This is a genomic window from Streptomyces sp. NPDC005955 (assembly GCF_042871255.1).
GTDB lineage: Bacteria > Actinomycetota > Actinomycetes > Streptomycetales > Streptomycetaceae > Streptomyces.
On the sequence record NZ_JBIAIF010000008.1, the window covers coordinates 253,677 to 268,105 of the forward strand.

The window sequence follows — 14,429 nt, forward strand, 5'->3', positions numbered from 1 at the left end:
GCCGTCGCACAGGTCGGGCCAGGTCCGAGCGCGTGTCGGGGCGGACCGGAGGACGGCTCAGCGCTTGCGCAGCAACTCGGCGATCTCCCCTTCGCCGTCCACCCGCACCCGCCCGTCGCGCACGGCGTCCGTGAGGGTGAAGTCACCGCGGACGAGCGCGGCGCAGGTGTCGGTGGAGAGGGTGAGCCGGGTGTCGGAGCCGTCGGGTGCCGGACCGTCACCGTAGGGCTCGGGGTGGTCCTGCCCCGCGACCGGCCGCTGCCCGACCCGTACGTGGAACGCGCCCTCGTCCACGTACGCCTCGACCGTCCCCGTACCGCCGAGCGCGGCCAGGCGGCGGCGCAGCGGCAGGGCGAACCAGTGGGCGCGGACGGCGTCCGTGGGTCCGGGGCCGGCGAGTTCGCCGGCGCCCCACTCGGCGAGTGCGTCGAGGACGGGGAGGAGTTCTTGGCCGCGTGCGGTCAGGGTGTACACGGTCGCGGCGGCGGGCGCGGGGAGCCGGCGGCGTTCGGCGATGCCGTCGCGTTCCATGTCCTTCAGTCGGGAGGCCAGCATGTCGGTGCTGACGCCCGGGAGATCGGTGTGCAGGTCGGTGTACCGGCGGGGCCCCGCGAGCAGTTCCCTCGCGATCAGCAGGGTCCAGCGGTCACCCACGGAGTCGAGGGCGCGGGCGGCGGCGCAGTACTGGTCGTAGCTGCGGCGGGAACGGCCCGGCGCGGCATGCGGCTGACGTGGCATGCGCCGCAGTCTAGCGATGTTGTTGGACTTTCCAAGCTCCCACTTGGTAAAACCAAGCATCACGCCACGCAGGGCGCCGGGTCCGCCGCACGGGAGGCCGTCCGCCCCACAGGTCTGGGAGGCCGCACATGGAGTTCCGGCAGTCGAGCAAGCTGAACGAGGTCTGCTACGAGATCCGGGGCCCGGTGATCGAGCAGGCCAACGCGCTGGAGGAGGCGGGCCACAGCGTGCTGCGCCTCAACACCGGCAACCCCGCGCTGTTCGGGTTCGAGGCCCCCGAGGAGATCGTCCAGGACATGATCCGGATGCTGCCGCGCGCCCACGGGTACACCGACTCGCGGGGCGTGCTGTCGGCCCGGCGGGCGGTCGCCCAGCGGTACCAGGCGCTCGGCCTGGAGGTCGACGTCGACGACGTGTTCCTCGGCAACGGCGTCTCGGAGCTGGTGTCCATGGCGGTGCAGACCCTGTTGGAGGACGGCGACGAAGTCCTCATCCCGGCGCCCGACTTCCCGTTGTGGACCGCCGTCACGACCCTCGCGGGCGGCAAGGCCGTGCACTACCTCTGCGACGAACAGGCCGAGTGGTACCCGGATCTGGCGGACATGGCGGCGAAGATCACCGACCGGACCCGGGCCGTGGTCATCATCAACCCGAACAACCCGACCGGCGCGGTGTACCCGAAGGAGGTCGTCGAGGGCATCCTCGACCTCGCCCGCCGGCACCACCTGATGGTGTTCGCCGACGAGATCTACGACCAGATCCTCTACGACGACGCCGTGCACCACTCGGCCGCGGCCCTCGCACCCGACCTGGTCGTCCTGACCTTCTGCGGACTGTCCAAGACGTACCGGGTCGCGGGGTTCCGTTCCGGCTGGCTGGTCGTCACCGGCCCCCGGCAGCACGCCCGCAGCTATCTGGAGGGCCTGACCATGCTGGCCTCCATGCGGCTGTGCGCCAATGCGCCCGCCCAGTACGCGATCCAGGCCGCGCTGGGCGGACGGCAGTCCATCCACGAGCTGACGGCGCCCGGCGGTCGGCTGTACGAACAGCGGGACCGCGCCTGGGAGAAGCTCAACGAGATCCCCGGCGTCTCCTGCGTGAAGCCCAAGGGCGCCCTCTACGCGTTCCCGCGCATCGACCCGGCCGTGCACCCGATCCACGACGACGAGAAGTTCGTCCTGGACCTGCTGCTGCGGGAGAAGATCCAGGTGGTCCAGGGCACCGGCTTCAACTGGCCGCGCCCCGACCACTTCCGCATCCTCACCCTGCCGCACGCCGACGACCTGGACGCGGCGATCAGCCGGATCGGACGCTTCCTCGGCGGGTACCGGCAGTGACACCGCAGCGGGTCCTTGATCACCTCGGTGATATCAAGGACCCATGGGTGATCTTCTTCTGGTCCGGCACGGGGAGACCGAATGGTCCCTCTCCGGACAGCACACGAGTTGGACGGACATCCCGCTCACCGACAACGGCCGCGCACAGGCCCGCTCGCTGGCACCGCTGCTCACCTCGCACCGGATCGCGTGCGCCATCAGCAGCCCGCTGAAGCGGGCCCGGGAAACCGCCGAACTGGCCGGGCTCACGGACGTCCGCATCGACCCGGACCTGCACGAGTGGGACTACGGCGGCTACGAGGGGATCACCACCGTGGAGATCCACCGCTCGCGCCCCGGCTGGTTCCTGTTCGACGACGGGGTGGCCGCGGGACCGCCGGAGCACCCCGGGGAGAGTCCCGAGGAGGTGGGCGCCCGGGCCGACCGGATGTTGGCCAAGGCCGATGCCGCCCTGGCCAACCACGAGGGCAGCGTCGTGCTGGTGGCCCACGGGCACTTCCTGCGGGTGCTGACGGCGCGACGGCTCGGACTCCCGCCGTCGCACGGGGCGCTGTTCCAACTCGCCACCGGAACGGTGTGCCGGCTCAGCACCGAGCACGGTCGGCCCGTGGTCGCCGGGTGGAATGTCAGACCCTCGCCCTAGGCTGCGGACAGCGGGGAGCGCACGGGGGCTCCCCGCTCGCCGAGGGGAGAGCGCCGCATGGCCCGACCACCGACCGCCGCCCAGCGACGCGTCGTCGCGGCAGCCGAGCCCGTGACGGGACGGCTGCGCGGCACGCCCGTGCAACTCGCCGCGCTCGGACGGCTCGGATTGGCGTTCCGCCATCCGCGTCCCCCGCACGACTGGTTCCTCACCCCGGCGGGCCACCGGCTCCGCTCCGAGGCGGACGCCCCGGAGGACGGCGAGCGGCCCCGGACCGCCGTGGCCGAGCCCGCGCCCGCCGGCCGGGTGTTCGCCGCCCGCCTCGGCGGTGACGCGGCGGAGCGGGGCGGCCCCCGTCGGGCCCGTGAGGTGGCCAGTGCCTGGACGGGGCTGCTGGAGCTACGGCGGATGACCCGTACGGACGCGGCGACGGACCGCCCCTGCGGCTGGGAGCGCACGCACCTCCTCGCGGCGGCGGCGCTCGCACTGGAGGCGGCGGGGTGCGTGCCCGAGACCGGGGAGGGGCCCGGGTACCGGGTGGTGGAGTCCGCCCAGCCCGAGGCGGTCGGCGTGTACGCGGCGGACGCGGCCGGGCTGCGGGCCTGCGCCGACGCTCTGGGCCGGGCGGGCTGGCAGGTCGGCGAGCACACCGAACCCCGGGTCGGCGGCCGTCGCCACCTCCTCGCCTCCCCCCGCCGCGACTGACCGCGCCCCACCCGCACGGGACGGCGCACCCGCGTCTTCGCGACACGATCAGTCACACGAAACCGTATGGTCCTCCTCCATGGGGTCGCACCGGCTAGACATGGTCCCGCCGTCTCGGACCGCCCACCGGGCCCCACCCCTTGGAGGCGCCATGCCGCTGCCCCGCCGCACCCTGCTCGCCGCCGTCGCCGGTTCGGCGGGCGCGTCCGTGTCCGTCCGGGCCGCCGCAGCCCCGGGGGCGCACCGAACGGCCGCCGACGACACCCCGCACGCCGGGGCCGCCGGGGCCGCCGCGCGCGCGGCCCGGCGGCTGCTCCCCCGGCACGCGGACCAACTCCGCTTCCGGTCGGCGCCCGGGGCTCCGGACTCCTTCACCGTGTCGGGCGCCCGGGGCCGGATCGTCCTCACCGGCACCACCCCCGCGGTCCAACTCACCGCGCTCCGCTGGTACCTGAAGCACACCGCGCACGCCAACCTCACCTGGGCCGGCGCACAACTCGCCCTGCCCGCCACCCTCCCCGCGCCCGCCGCCGAGACGGTGCGCACCGCTTCGGTGCCCCACCGCTTCGCCCTCAACGACACCAACGACGGCTACACGGGCGCCTACCGCACCTGGGCCTCCTGGGAACGCGAGCTGGACGTGCTCGCCCTGCACGGCTACAACCGGGTGTTCGTCCAGGTGGGCGCCGAGGCGGTGCACCACCGGGTCTTCCAGGCGTTCGGTTACGCCGAGGAGGAGGTGCGGCGCTGGGTGCCGGGTCCCGCGCACCAGCCCTGGTGGCTGCTCCAGAACCTCTCCGGGTTCCCGGCGCCCCCGTCCGGCCGGTTGATCGCGGCACGTGCGGCGCTGGGTCGGCGGATCTGCGGACGGCTCCGCGAGCTGGGCATGACCCCCGTGCTGCCGGGCTGGTTCGGCATGGTCCCGCCCGGGTTCGCGGACCGCAACGCCGGCGCCCGGACGGTGCCCCAGGGCGAGTGGTACGGCTTCGACCGGCCGGACTGGCTCGACCCGCGCAGCGCGGTGTTCGCCCGGGTGGCCGCGGCGTACTACGAGGTCCAGCAGGAGGTGTTCGGCGCGACCACGCTGTACAAGATGGACCTGTTGCACGAGGGCGGCAGCGCGGGGGACGTCCCGGTGGAGGACGCGGCCCGGGCCGTGGAGCGGGCGCTGCGCAGGGCGCACCCGACGGCGGTGTGGGTGACCCTGGGCTGGCGGACGAACCCGCCGCGGAAGCTCGTCGAAGCCGTCGACCGGGACCGGATGCTGATCCTCGACGGGATCGCCGACCGTGCTGCCGGGGCCGACGACCGGGAGGGCGACTGGCTCGGCACGCCGTACGCCTACGGTTCGATCTGGAACTTCGGCGGGCACACCGCGCTCGGTGCGAACGCCCGGGAGTGGGCGCGCGCGTTCCCGGACCGCCGGTCGCGGCCGGGCAGTGCACTGCGCGGCATCGCGTTGCTGCCGGAGGCCGCCGACAACAACCCCGCGGCCTTCGAGTTGTTCTCCGAACTCGCCTGGTCGGAGGGGCCGCTCGACCTCGCCGACTGGTTCGCGCGCTGGGCGCACGCCCGCTACGGCGCACGGGACGCGCACGCGGCGGCGGCCTGGGACCGGCTGCGCAGGACGGTGTACGGGACGACGCGTGAGGACGGCTGGAGCGAGGGTGCCGACGGGCTGTTCGGGGCCCGTCCCGCACTGACCGCGGTGCGGGCGGCCCGCTGGTCCCCCAAGTCGCTCCGCTACGACCCGGCGGAGTTCGAGCCCGCGCTCGACGAGCTCCTCGCGGTCGGCCCGCGGCTGCGGTCCTCGTCGGCGTACCGGCACGACCTGCTGGACGTGGCGCGCCAGGCGCTCTCCAACCGCAGCCGGGTCCTGCTGCCCCGCATCAAGGCCGCCTACGACTCCGGGGACGCCGGCCGGTTCCACCGGCTGACCGCGCACTGGCTCGACCTGATGGACGTGCTGGAACGGCTCCTGGCGACGGACGGCGCCCATCTGCTGGGGCGCCATCTCGCGGACGCCCGTTCGTGGGGCGCCGACGCCGCGGAGCGGGAGCGGCTGGCGTACGACGCGCTGTCGCTGCTCACCGTCTGGGGCACCCGCAAGGGGGCCGATGCGGGACTGCGCGACTACGGCAACCGGGAGTGGGCCGGGCTCGTGGGCGGGCTGTACCGACGTCGTTGGTCGCGGTACTTCGAGGTGCTGGGCGAGGCGCTGCGCACCGGTGGTGCGCCGGAGCGGATCGACTGGTTCGCCGTGGAGGACGCCTGGACCCGCGCACCCGGGCGGCTCGCCACCACCCCGCGGGGCAAGACCCGCACGGTGGCGATCGAGGTCCGCGACCTGCTGCGCGCGCAAGCGTCGTCGCTCACCTGACGGCGCACATCACCTCGAATCACCACAAAAAGGTCACTATCCGGATGCCCACCGGCGGATCGTGACCCTAGTCACGGCATTTCACCCCCCGATATGGCTTGATCGATCAAAGCCCGGCAGGGTTACATATGAGCGCCGCCTAGCTCGAAAGATAAATCTGTGACTGTCAACGAGGACTCGTTCACCAACTGGAAGACCCGCGAGGAGATCGCGGAGTCGATGATTCCGATGATCGGGAAGATGCACCGCGAGCGGGACGTCACGATCCTGCTGCACAGCCGCTCGCTGGTGAACAAGTCGGTGGTCAGCATCCTCAAGACCCACCGCTTCACCCGGCAGATCACGGGCGAGGAGCTGTCGGTCACCGAGACGATGCCGTTCCTGCGGGCGCTCACCACGCTCGACCTCGGGCCCTCGCAGATCGACCTCGGCATGCTGGCCGCGACGTACCAGGCCGATGACCGCGGCCTGTCGGTGGAGGAGTTCACCGCGGAGGCGGTGGCCGGCGCCACCGGCGCCAACAAGATCGAGCGCAGCGCGCCGCGCGACGTCGTGCTCTACGGCTTCGGCCGCATCGGTCGGTTGCTGGCCCGGCTGCTGGTGGAGAAGGCCGGTTCGGGCAACGGTCTGCGGCTGCGCGCCATCGTGGTCCGCAAGGGCGCCGGCCAGGACATCGTCAAGCGCGCCTCGCTGCTGCGCCGCGACTCGATCCACGGACAGTTCCAGGGCACGATCACCGTCGACGAGGCGAACGGCACGATCATCGCCAACGGCAACGAGATCAAGGTGATCTACTCCGACGACCCGACCACGGTCGACTACACGGAGCACGGCATCAAGGACGCCATCCTCATCGACAACACCGGCCGGTGGCGCGACCGCGAGGGGCTGTCGAAGCACCTGCGGCCCGGCATCGCCAAGGTCGTGCTGACCGCCCCCGGCAAGGGCGACGTCCTCAACGTCGTGCACGGCGTGAACCACGACATGATCAAGCCGGACGAGCAGATCCTGTCCTGCGCGTCCTGCACCACCAATGCCATCGTGCCGCCGCTCAAGGCGATGGCGGACGAGTTCGGCGTGCTGCGCGGCCACGTGGAGACCGTCCACTCGTTCACCAACGACCAGAACCTGCTGGACAACTACCACGCGTCCGACCGTCGCGGCCGGTCCGCGCCGCTCAACATGGTCATCACCGAGACCGGTGCCGCCTCCGCCGTCGCCAAGGCGCTGCCCGACCTCGACGCGACCATCACCGGCAGCTCGATCCGCGTCCCCGTGCCGAACGTCTCCATCGCGATCCTCAGCCTGCGGCTCGGCCGGGAGACCACCCGCGAGGAGGTCCTCGACCACCTCCGCGACGTGTCGCTGACCTCGCCGCTCAAGCGCCAGATCGACTTCACCAACGCGCCCGACGCGGTCTCCAGCGACTTCATCGGTTCGCGTCACGCCTCGATCGTGGACGCCGGGGCCACCAGGGCCGACGGCGACAACGCGATCCTCTACCTCTGGTACGACAACGAGTTCGGTTACTCGTGCCAGGTCATCCGGGTGGTCCAGCACGTCTCCGGCGTGGAGTACCCGACCTTCCCCGCTCCGGCGGCCTAGACCGCGGGTCCCCGACCAGGTTCCCGCTGGACGGGGTGGTAGGACGCTGTGCGGCGTCCTACCACCCCGTCCCCTTTTTTGGGGCCGCGGGGCGGTCACCGGCGCCCGGCCGCTCGACGCGGTCATGAGGCAGCGGGGTGCGCCGTCACCCCACGGGCCACAGGACTCACGGCCCGTCCGCCCCGGCTGCGCCGCCCGGCGTACCGGGGCGTACACCGGCGCAGTTGATAGGCCGCTGGCATAAGCAGAACGGCTGCGCGAGCGGGGGCGGTTGGAGGACGATGGACGTGCTGTCGAGGCGCCGTCCACGAGCCGTCCGGGCCCGGTCCCGCCCCCGGTGCGGCCCGACGGCGCCGTTCACGGACCACCGAGCCCAGTCCTGGAGAGGTCATGTCCGAGAGCGTGCCGGTGCGGTGCCCGGTCTGCCGCCGCGATCACCAGTTCACCCCGACCTCCTACCCCTGTCCGTGCGGACGGCCCGTCGCCCCGACGGTGGCTGCGCACGGGACGCCCGAGAACGTGACCGACCGCGCCTGGTCCGCGGACTGGGTGACGGTCTCCTGCCCCTCCTGCGGGCGGGCCGACCCCTGGCCGCGGCCCGAACTGGGCTGTAGCTGCGGGGCGGTGTTACGGGTGCCGCTCGCCGCCGCCCCCGACAACGACGCCGCCGCACCCGACGAGGCATCCGACGGCGCGGCAGCGGGTGGCACGGCACCCGACGCGCCCCGGCCGACCGCCCGGGAGGGCGGGGACCCCGCCGGGCGCCCGGGGGCGCCCGCGTTCCCCGCGCACATCCCGCTGCCCGCGACCGCGTCCGTGCCCCGGCCCGCGTTCCGCCCCACGGTGATCCGCACCCCCCGGGACGCCGTCACGGTGACCGCGCTGTACCTGCGCTGGCTGGGGTACGGGGAGATCCGCCGGGCCGAACAACCCCTGGCCTCCGGGGTCGGGCTCGCCGCGGACGGACTCGTCGCCGCGGTCGAACCGACCGTACGGGTGACCTCCCTCAAGGACGTGGAGTGCCTGTGGCTGGTCTCCCTCACCGGGGCGGAGCGTTGCGCGTACTTCGCCCTCGCCGGCTACGAGGACGGGGTGCGCGAAGGGGCCGACGCCCTGGGCGTACCGCTGTTCGTGGTGGACCTCGCGGGGGTGCCCCAGCCGGTCAACGGCGTCGCCGAGGAACTGGTGTCCACCGGCGCGTGACCCGGCGCACCAGCGCCGCCCCGCCCTGCCCCGCCCCGTTCACCGAGGAGGGTCCGGGCCCCGCGCCGACACGGGGCCCGGACGTGTGTCAGTCCGCGTAGCGCTCGCGGAGTTCGATCTTGCGGACCTTGCCGCTGACCGTCATGGGGAAGGCGTCGAGGATGCGCAGCCGGCTCGGGATCTTGTAGTGGGCGAGCCGCTCGTGGCAGTAGGCGCGCAACTCGTCCAGGGTGAGGGGGTCGTCCGGGTCCCGCGGGATGACGCAGGCGAGGACCTCCTCGCCGTACCGCTCGTCGGGGACGCCGACGACCTGGATGTCCGCGATCTTCGGATGCCGGTGGAGGAACTCCTCGATCTCCCGCGGGTAGATGTTCTCGCCACCACGGATGATCATGTCCTTGATGCGGCCGACGATGCGCACGTACCCGTCCGGCCCCATGACCGCGAGGTCCCCCGTGTGCATCCACCGCCCGGGGTCGATGACCTCCGCGGTGCGCGCGGCGTCGTCCCAGTACCCCAGCATCACGCTGTACCCCCGGGTGCACAGTTCCCCGGCCTCGCCGCGCGGCAGGGTCACCCCGCTCACCGGGTCGACGACCTTGACCTCGATGTGCGGCAACGCCCGGCCGACGGTGCCGGTGCGCCGTTCGAGGTCGTCGTCGCTGCGGGTCTGGGTGGAGACGGGCGAGGTCTCGGTCATCCCGTAACAGATCGACACGCCGGCCATGTTCATCTCGGCGACGACCCGCTTCATCACCTCCACGGGGCACGGCGAGCCGGCCATGATCCCGGTGCGCAGCGAGGAGAGGTCGTACAGCGCGAAGTCCGCGAGGTTCAGCTCGGCGATGAACATCGTGGGCACCCCGTACAGCGAGGTGCAGCGCTCCCGTTCGACGGCCTGGAGGGTGGCCACCGGGTCGAAGGAGGGCGCCGGGATGACCACGCAGGCGCCGTGGGTGGTGGCCGCGAGGTTGCCCAGCACCATGCCGAAGCAGTGGTAGAAGGGGACGGGCAGACAGATGCGGTCCTGCTCGTCGTAGCCGACCGTACGGCCCACCCAGTAGCCGTTGTTGAGGATGTTGTGGTGCGAGAGGGTGGCGCCCTTGGGGAAGCCGGTGGTCCCCGAGGTGTACTGGATGTTGACCGGGTCGTCGCAGCTCAGCTCCGCCGCCCGGGCGCGCAGCCGGTCCTGGAGGTCCGGATGCCCGGCGGTCAGCAGGTCCTCCCAGGAGGCTTCGCCGATGAACACCGCCTGCCGCAGCTCCGGGCAGCGCTCGCGGACCTGGGTGACCAACTCCCGGTAGTCGCTGGTCCGGTGTCCCGTGGACGCCACCAGCACCGACACCCCGGCCTGGCGCAGCACGTACTCCAACTCGTGGGCGCGGTAGGCGGGGTTGATGTTCACCATGACCGCGCCGATCCGGGCCGTGGCGTACTGGACGAGCAGCCACTCGGGGCAGTTGACGGCCCAGATGCCCACCCGGTCGCCCTTGAGGACGCCCCGGGCGAGCAGCCCGCGGGCCACCCGGTCCACCTCGGCCGCGAAGCCCGCGTAGGTCCAGCGCCGGCCCGAGGGCACGTCGACCACTGCCTCCCGGTCCGGGAAGGCGGCCACGGTGCGGTCCAGGTTCTCGCCGATGGTGTCCCCGAGCAGCGGGGTCGTACTGGTGCCGTGCGCGTAGGAGGGCTCGGGCCCGTCCGTGGTGTCCCGGGCGGGGGTGGGGGTGCTCATCGGCAGTCCTCCTCCCGGTACTCCGCGGTGGAGCCCTTCGCAGTGGCCTCCCGCAGGGCGACGCGGCGGATCTTGCCGGACACCGTCTTGGGCAGCTCCGCGAACTCCAGCCGGCGCACCCGCTTGTAGGGGGCGAGGACCGACCGGGAGTGCGCGAACAGCAGGGCCGCGGTGTCGGGTCCCGGCGCGTACCCCTCGGCGAGGACCACGTACGCCTTGGGGACGGCGAGCCGCAGCGGGTCGGGCGCCGGGACGACCGCCGCCTCGGCGACCGCTTCGTGTTCCAACAGCGCGCTCTCCAGCTCGAAGGGGCTGATCTTGTAGTCGGACGCCTTGAAGACGTCGTCGCTGCGGCCCACGTAGGTGAGGTCGCCCTCGGCGTCGACGGAGCCGATGTCCCCGGTGCGGTAGTAGCCGCCGGCCATCGCCGCGGCGGTGCGCTCCGGGTCGCCGTGGTAGCCGGCCATGATCCCGACGGGTCGGTCGGCGAGGTCGACGGCGATCTCCCCCTCGGTGGCCCCGGGTTCACCGGTCGCCGGGTCCAGCAGGACGATCCGGTACCCGGGGGCGGGCCGGCCCATGGACCCCGGCTTGACGGGCTGACCGGGGCTGTTGGCCACCTGTACGGCGGTCTCGGTCTGCCCGAACCCGTCGCGGACGGTGACCCCCCAGGCCCGCCGCACCCGCTCGATGACCTCCGGGTTCAACGGCTCCCCCGCGGCGACCACCTCGCGCGGCGGGGTCCGCAGGGCGCCCAGGTCCGCCTGGATGAGCATGCGCCACACCGTCGGCGGCGCACAGAAGGTGGTGACCCCCGCGGCGTCCATCTCGGCCAGCAGCCGGGCGGCGTCGAAGCGTGCGTACTGGTGGACGAAGACGGTCGCCTCGGCGTTCCACGGGGCGAAGAGGTGGGACCAGGCGTGCTTGGCCCACCCGGGCGAGGAGATGTTCAGATGGACGTCGCCGGGGCGCAGCCCGATCCAGTACATGGTCGTCAGATGGCCGACCGGGTACGAGACGTGGGTGTGTTCGACGAGTTTGGGGCGGGCCGTCGTCCCCGAGGTGAAGTACAGCATCAGCGGGTCGTCGGCCAGCGTCTCCCCGTCGGGGACGAAGTCCGCGGGCGCCGCCCGGCCGTCCCCGTACGACGACCAGCCCGGCACCGGGTCGCCGACCGCGATCCGGGTGAACGCGCCGGGTACGTCGGTGAACTTCGCGGTGTCGTCCGATCGGGCGATGACGTGGCGGACCCGTCCCCTGGCCACCCGGTCCGCGAGGTCCGCGGGGCCCAGCAGCACCGTGGCGGGGATGACGACGGCGCGCAGCTTCATCGCGGCGAGCGCGACCTCCCACAACTCGGTCTGGTTGCCGAGCATGACGAGGACCCGGTCACCGGCGGCGACCCCCTGGGACCGCAGCCAGTTGGCGGTCCGGGCGGAGCGGCGGGACATCTCGGCGAAGGTGGTCAGCTCCTGGCCGCCGTCCTCCCGGGCCAGGTGCAGGGCGACCCGGTCGTTGTCCCGGGCGATCACGTCGAACCAGTCGAGGGCCCAGTTGAAGCGTCGCGGCCGGGGCCAGCGGAAGCCGTCACGGGCGGCGGCCAGGTCCGTGCGGTGCCGCAGGAGGAAGTCCCGCGCGGCACGGAACTCCCCGGTGGCGCTGGTCGGGGTCATTCGGCCTCCTCGGTCACGGTTCTCGGGCGTCGCGGGCGTACTGGCTCGCCGCGGGCTCCACCGCTGCGTGCGGACCCCTGCCTACCATCGTGGAATCCGTGATACAGGTCTCACTACCCCCGAACGGGGGTAGCGGCGGGCTACGCGCGTGAGCGGCTGGGCGGGAGGCGGACCGGTGACGTCGGAGAGGACGGACGCGGCCGAGATCGGGGCGGCGTTGCTGAGGCTGCGTCGGACGACCGGGCTGCCGGTGGCGTTCGGCGGGCTGATCGAGGCGGGCGGGCGGCAGGTCCGCATCCAGCAGTTGTCGGGGACGTCGACGGCCTCGCTGCGGGCGCTGGTGGTGTCGCTGGGCAACGGCCTCGGCGGCAAGGCGCTGGCCAGGTCCCACCCGTGCGCGGTGACCGACTACCGCTCCTCCCGGCAGATCAGCCACGAGTACGACGAGCCGGTCCGGGTGGAGGGGCTGCGGTCGGTGCTGGCGGTGCCGATCGTGGTGCGGCGCCGGGTGCGGGGGGTGCTCTACGGGGCGTTGCGGGCCGCCCAGCCGTTGGGCGACCGGACGCTGGGAGCGGCGGTCGCGGCGGCGCGCGACGTGGAACAGGCGCTGGTGGTGCGGGACGAGGCCCGGGCGCTGTTGGCCTCGGCGGAACCCCGAACGGGTGACGAGGGCGCCAGGGCGGCGGCGTGGGAGCAGGTCAGGGAGGCGCACGGCGCCTTGCGCGCGCTGGCCCCGCGCATCGGTGATCCCGTGCTGCGCGCCGAACTGCTCGCCGCGTGCGGGCTGCTCGCCGGTGCGCCGGGCGCCGCCGCCACCAAGACGCCCGCGGCGAGCGCCCCGGTGGCGCTGACTCCGCGGGAGGTGGACGTGCTCACCTGCGTGGCGTCGGGGGTGACCAATGCGGTCGCCGGGGAACGTCTCGGGCTGCGACCGGAGACGGTGAAGGCGTACCTGCGTTCGGCGATGCGCAAGCTCGGGGCGGCCACGCGGCTGGAGGCGGTGGTCGAGGCGCGGCGGGCCGGGCTGCTGCCCTGAGGCCGCGCCCCGGGCGGGGCGTCAGGGGTGTCGTACCGTCCCGAAGCGCACGTCCTGGTCGGCGGAGGGTTCGGCGAGCAGCCTCAGCAGGCGCGCCCCCTCGGCGAGCACGCCCGCGCGCTGCACGTCGGTCAGCGGGGCGAAGGGTTCGACGGTGAGCACCGCCGCGGCCCCCGTCTCCTCCAGCTTCCACACGCCCGCCACCAGTCCGTCGGCCAGGAGCACGCAGTAGGAGTGGTTGCCCCGCCAGGTCAGGCCCTTGACCTCGGCGGGCACCAGTCGGGTGCGGTCGGCGTGCGAGAGCAGCAGGTTGTCGTACTCGGGCAGCAGCCGGGGCGGGGCCTCGACGTCCTCGTCGGGGCGGGGCGCGTCGGGCAGGTCGAAGAGTTCGGTGCCCCGGGCGTCGCGGAAGGTCAGCAACGCGGGGCGGAGCCGTTCGAAGGCGTCCCGCAGTCGGGTCACCCCGGCCCAGGTCTGCATGTCCTTGACCGAGGCGGGCCCGAAGGCGGCGAGGTAGCGGCGGACGACCTCCTCGACCGGCGCGGGCCCGGTGGCGCGGCCGAGCCACCGTTCGACGGTGGTGAGCGCGACCCGGCCGCTGCGGCGCCACAGGCCGCGCGGGGTGACCTGGACGAGGGGCAGTCGGCAGCGCGCGGCGATCGTGAGCGCCAAGGGGTCGGCGTCCGGCCAGTGCACCAGGAGTTCCGCCCGCAGTTGGGCCGGGGTGCGGGGCTCCGCCTCGACGAGTTCCCGGCTCAGTGCGGTCAGCCGGTCGAGGTCGACCCCGACGAGCCCCTTGCGGAAGGCGGTCAGTTCCCGGTCGAGGGCGCCCTGGGCGAAGGGGCGCAGCGCGAGCGCGTCGGCCGCGGTGTGGGTGTGGACGGTCGAGCGCAGGGTGACCATCCGGACGGCCGCGCGGTCGGCCATCAGGGCGGACAGGTCCGCGGGGTCGAAGCCGTCGATCCGGGCGGCGAGGCCGTAGTAGGGCGGCTTGACGTTCTGGGCCTGGAGACCGAGGAGGTGGGACAGGGCGTCGGCGGTGCCGAGGGTGCCGGGGGCCGCCGGGGTCAGGAGGTGCTGACGGGCGAGGGTGGCCCGGTTGAGCGCGCGATCGCTCAGCAGGGGGGCGTCCACCGTGCGGCGGCGGCCGGTGGGGCGGGGGCGTCGGGGCGCTGCGGACGCCGTCGCGGGTGCGCCGCCGCGGTCCGTGCCGGCGGGTGTCCGTCGGGGTGCTCCCGCCGCGCCGCCCGGGCCGTCGCTGTTCCTCTTCGTCGTCATGGCAGCACGCTAACGCGACTTGCGGACAGCCACTGTCCTAGAGGGGACGCTTCGCCGATCGGTGGCCGTGCGGTGTCCGGGGGCGTCACGCATCAGTTT

General features: G+C 73.4%; 11 protein-coding genes. 7 read left to right on the top strand and 4 right to left on the bottom strand.

The window, feature by feature from the left end; translation table 11 throughout:
• Nucleotides 1–57: 57 nt before the first annotated feature.
• Nucleotides 58–738 carry a winged helix-turn-helix transcriptional regulator gene (locus ACFYOU_RS21350; RefSeq protein WP_391307561.1) on the bottom strand — a complete coding sequence of 227 codons (681 nt, stop codon included), beginning with the start codon at nucleotides 736–738 and terminating at the stop codon, nucleotides 58–60.
• 128 nt (nucleotides 739–866) lie between these two features.
• On the opposite strand from ACFYOU_RS21350, the gene ACFYOU_RS21355 reads away from it, so the two are divergent.
• From ACFYOU_RS21355 to ACFYOU_RS21380, 6 genes are all read left to right on the top strand, one after another.
• Nucleotides 867–2,075 (top strand): pyridoxal phosphate-dependent aminotransferase, encoded by a 1,209-nt coding sequence (locus ACFYOU_RS21355; RefSeq protein WP_385490639.1) that lies wholly within the window; start codon nucleotides 867–869, stop codon nucleotides 2,073–2,075.
• 43 nt (nucleotides 2,076–2,118) lie between these two features.
• The gene (locus ACFYOU_RS21360) at nucleotides 2,119–2,718 is read left to right on the top strand and encodes a histidine phosphatase family protein (RefSeq protein WP_391307563.1); all 600 of its coding nucleotides are present in this window, start codon (nucleotides 2,119–2,121) and stop codon (nucleotides 2,716–2,718) included.
• A 57-nt stretch (nucleotides 2,719–2,775) separates the two neighbouring features.
• Nucleotides 2,776–3,423: a hypothetical protein gene (locus ACFYOU_RS21365; RefSeq protein ID WP_391307565.1), complete on the top strand. Its 648-nt coding sequence runs from the start codon at nucleotides 2,776–2,778 to the stop codon at nucleotides 3,421–3,423.
• A 151-nt stretch (nucleotides 3,424–3,574) separates the two neighbouring features.
• Entirely contained in the window at nucleotides 3,575–5,803 is a 2,229-nt protein-coding gene (locus tag ACFYOU_RS21370) for an alpha-N-acetylglucosaminidase TIM-barrel domain-containing protein (protein WP_391307567.1), read from the top strand.
• Nucleotides 5,804–5,962: 159 nt separating this feature from the next.
• Entirely contained in the window at nucleotides 5,963–7,408 is a 1,446-nt protein-coding gene (locus ACFYOU_RS21375) for a glyceraldehyde-3-phosphate dehydrogenase (RefSeq protein ID WP_391307569.1), read from the top strand.
• Nucleotides 7,409–7,798: 390 nt separating this feature from the next.
• On the top strand, nucleotides 7,799–8,611 hold the full coding sequence (locus ACFYOU_RS21380; protein WP_391307570.1) for a hypothetical protein: 813 nt from the start codon (nucleotides 7,799–7,801) through the stop codon (nucleotides 8,609–8,611).
• Nucleotides 8,612–8,699: 88 nt separating this feature from the next.
• Here the strand turns inward: ACFYOU_RS21380 and ACFYOU_RS21385 are convergent, their stop codons facing one another.
• Nucleotides 8,700–10,343 (bottom strand): AMP-binding protein, encoded by a 1,644-nt coding sequence (locus ACFYOU_RS21385; RefSeq protein ID WP_391307572.1) that lies wholly within the window; start codon nucleotides 10,341–10,343, stop codon nucleotides 8,700–8,702.
• Entirely contained in the window at nucleotides 10,340–12,016 is a 1,677-nt protein-coding gene (locus ACFYOU_RS21390) for an AMP-binding protein (RefSeq protein WP_391307573.1), read from the bottom strand. Before ACFYOU_RS21390 ends, ACFYOU_RS21385 begins: the two co-directional genes overlap by 4 nt.
• Before the next feature lie 175 nt (nucleotides 12,017–12,191).
• On the opposite strand from ACFYOU_RS21390, the gene ACFYOU_RS21395 reads away from it, so the two are divergent.
• Nucleotides 12,192–13,052, top strand: a complete 861-nt coding sequence (locus ACFYOU_RS21395) for a response regulator transcription factor (protein ID WP_389763597.1) — start codon at nucleotides 12,192–12,194, stop codon at nucleotides 13,050–13,052.
• A gap of 21 nt (nucleotides 13,053–13,073) precedes the next feature.
• On the opposite strand, the gene ACFYOU_RS21400 is transcribed toward ACFYOU_RS21395, so the two are convergent.
• A complete protein-coding gene (locus ACFYOU_RS21400) occupies nucleotides 13,074–14,330 on the bottom strand; it encodes a DNA glycosylase AlkZ-like family protein (protein WP_391307575.1) in 1,257 nt (418 codons plus the stop codon).
• Nucleotides 14,331–14,429: the final 99 nt, after the last annotated feature.

Coding starts and splice junctions, on each gene's coding strand:
- ACFYOU_RS21370 (WP_391307567.1), top strand. CDS start 3,575: ATGCCGCTGCCCCGCCGCACCCTGCTCGCCGCCGTCGCCGGTTCGGCG.
- ACFYOU_RS21390 (WP_391307573.1), bottom strand. CDS start 12,016: ATGACCCCGACCAGCGCCACCGGGGAGTTCCGTGCCGCGCGGGACTTC.
- ACFYOU_RS21355 (WP_385490639.1), top strand. CDS start 867: ATGGAGTTCCGGCAGTCGAGCAAGCTGAACGAGGTCTGCTACGAGATC.
- ACFYOU_RS21350 (WP_391307561.1), bottom strand. CDS start 738: ATGCCACGTCAGCCGCATGCCGCGCCGGGCCGTTCCCGCCGCAGCTAC.
- ACFYOU_RS21400 (WP_391307575.1), bottom strand. CDS start 14,330: ATGACGACGAAGAGGAACAGCGACGGCCCGGGCGGCGCGGCGGGAGCA.
- ACFYOU_RS21380 (WP_391307570.1), top strand. CDS start 7,799: ATGTCCGAGAGCGTGCCGGTGCGGTGCCCGGTCTGCCGCCGCGATCAC.
- ACFYOU_RS21385 (WP_391307572.1), bottom strand. CDS start 10,343: ATGAGCACCCCCACCCCCGCCCGGGACACCACGGACGGGCCCGAGCCC.
- ACFYOU_RS21365 (WP_391307565.1), top strand. CDS start 2,776: ATGGCCCGACCACCGACCGCCGCCCAGCGACGCGTCGTCGCGGCAGCC.
- ACFYOU_RS21360 (WP_391307563.1), top strand. CDS start 2,119: ATGGGTGATCTTCTTCTGGTCCGGCACGGGGAGACCGAATGGTCCCTC.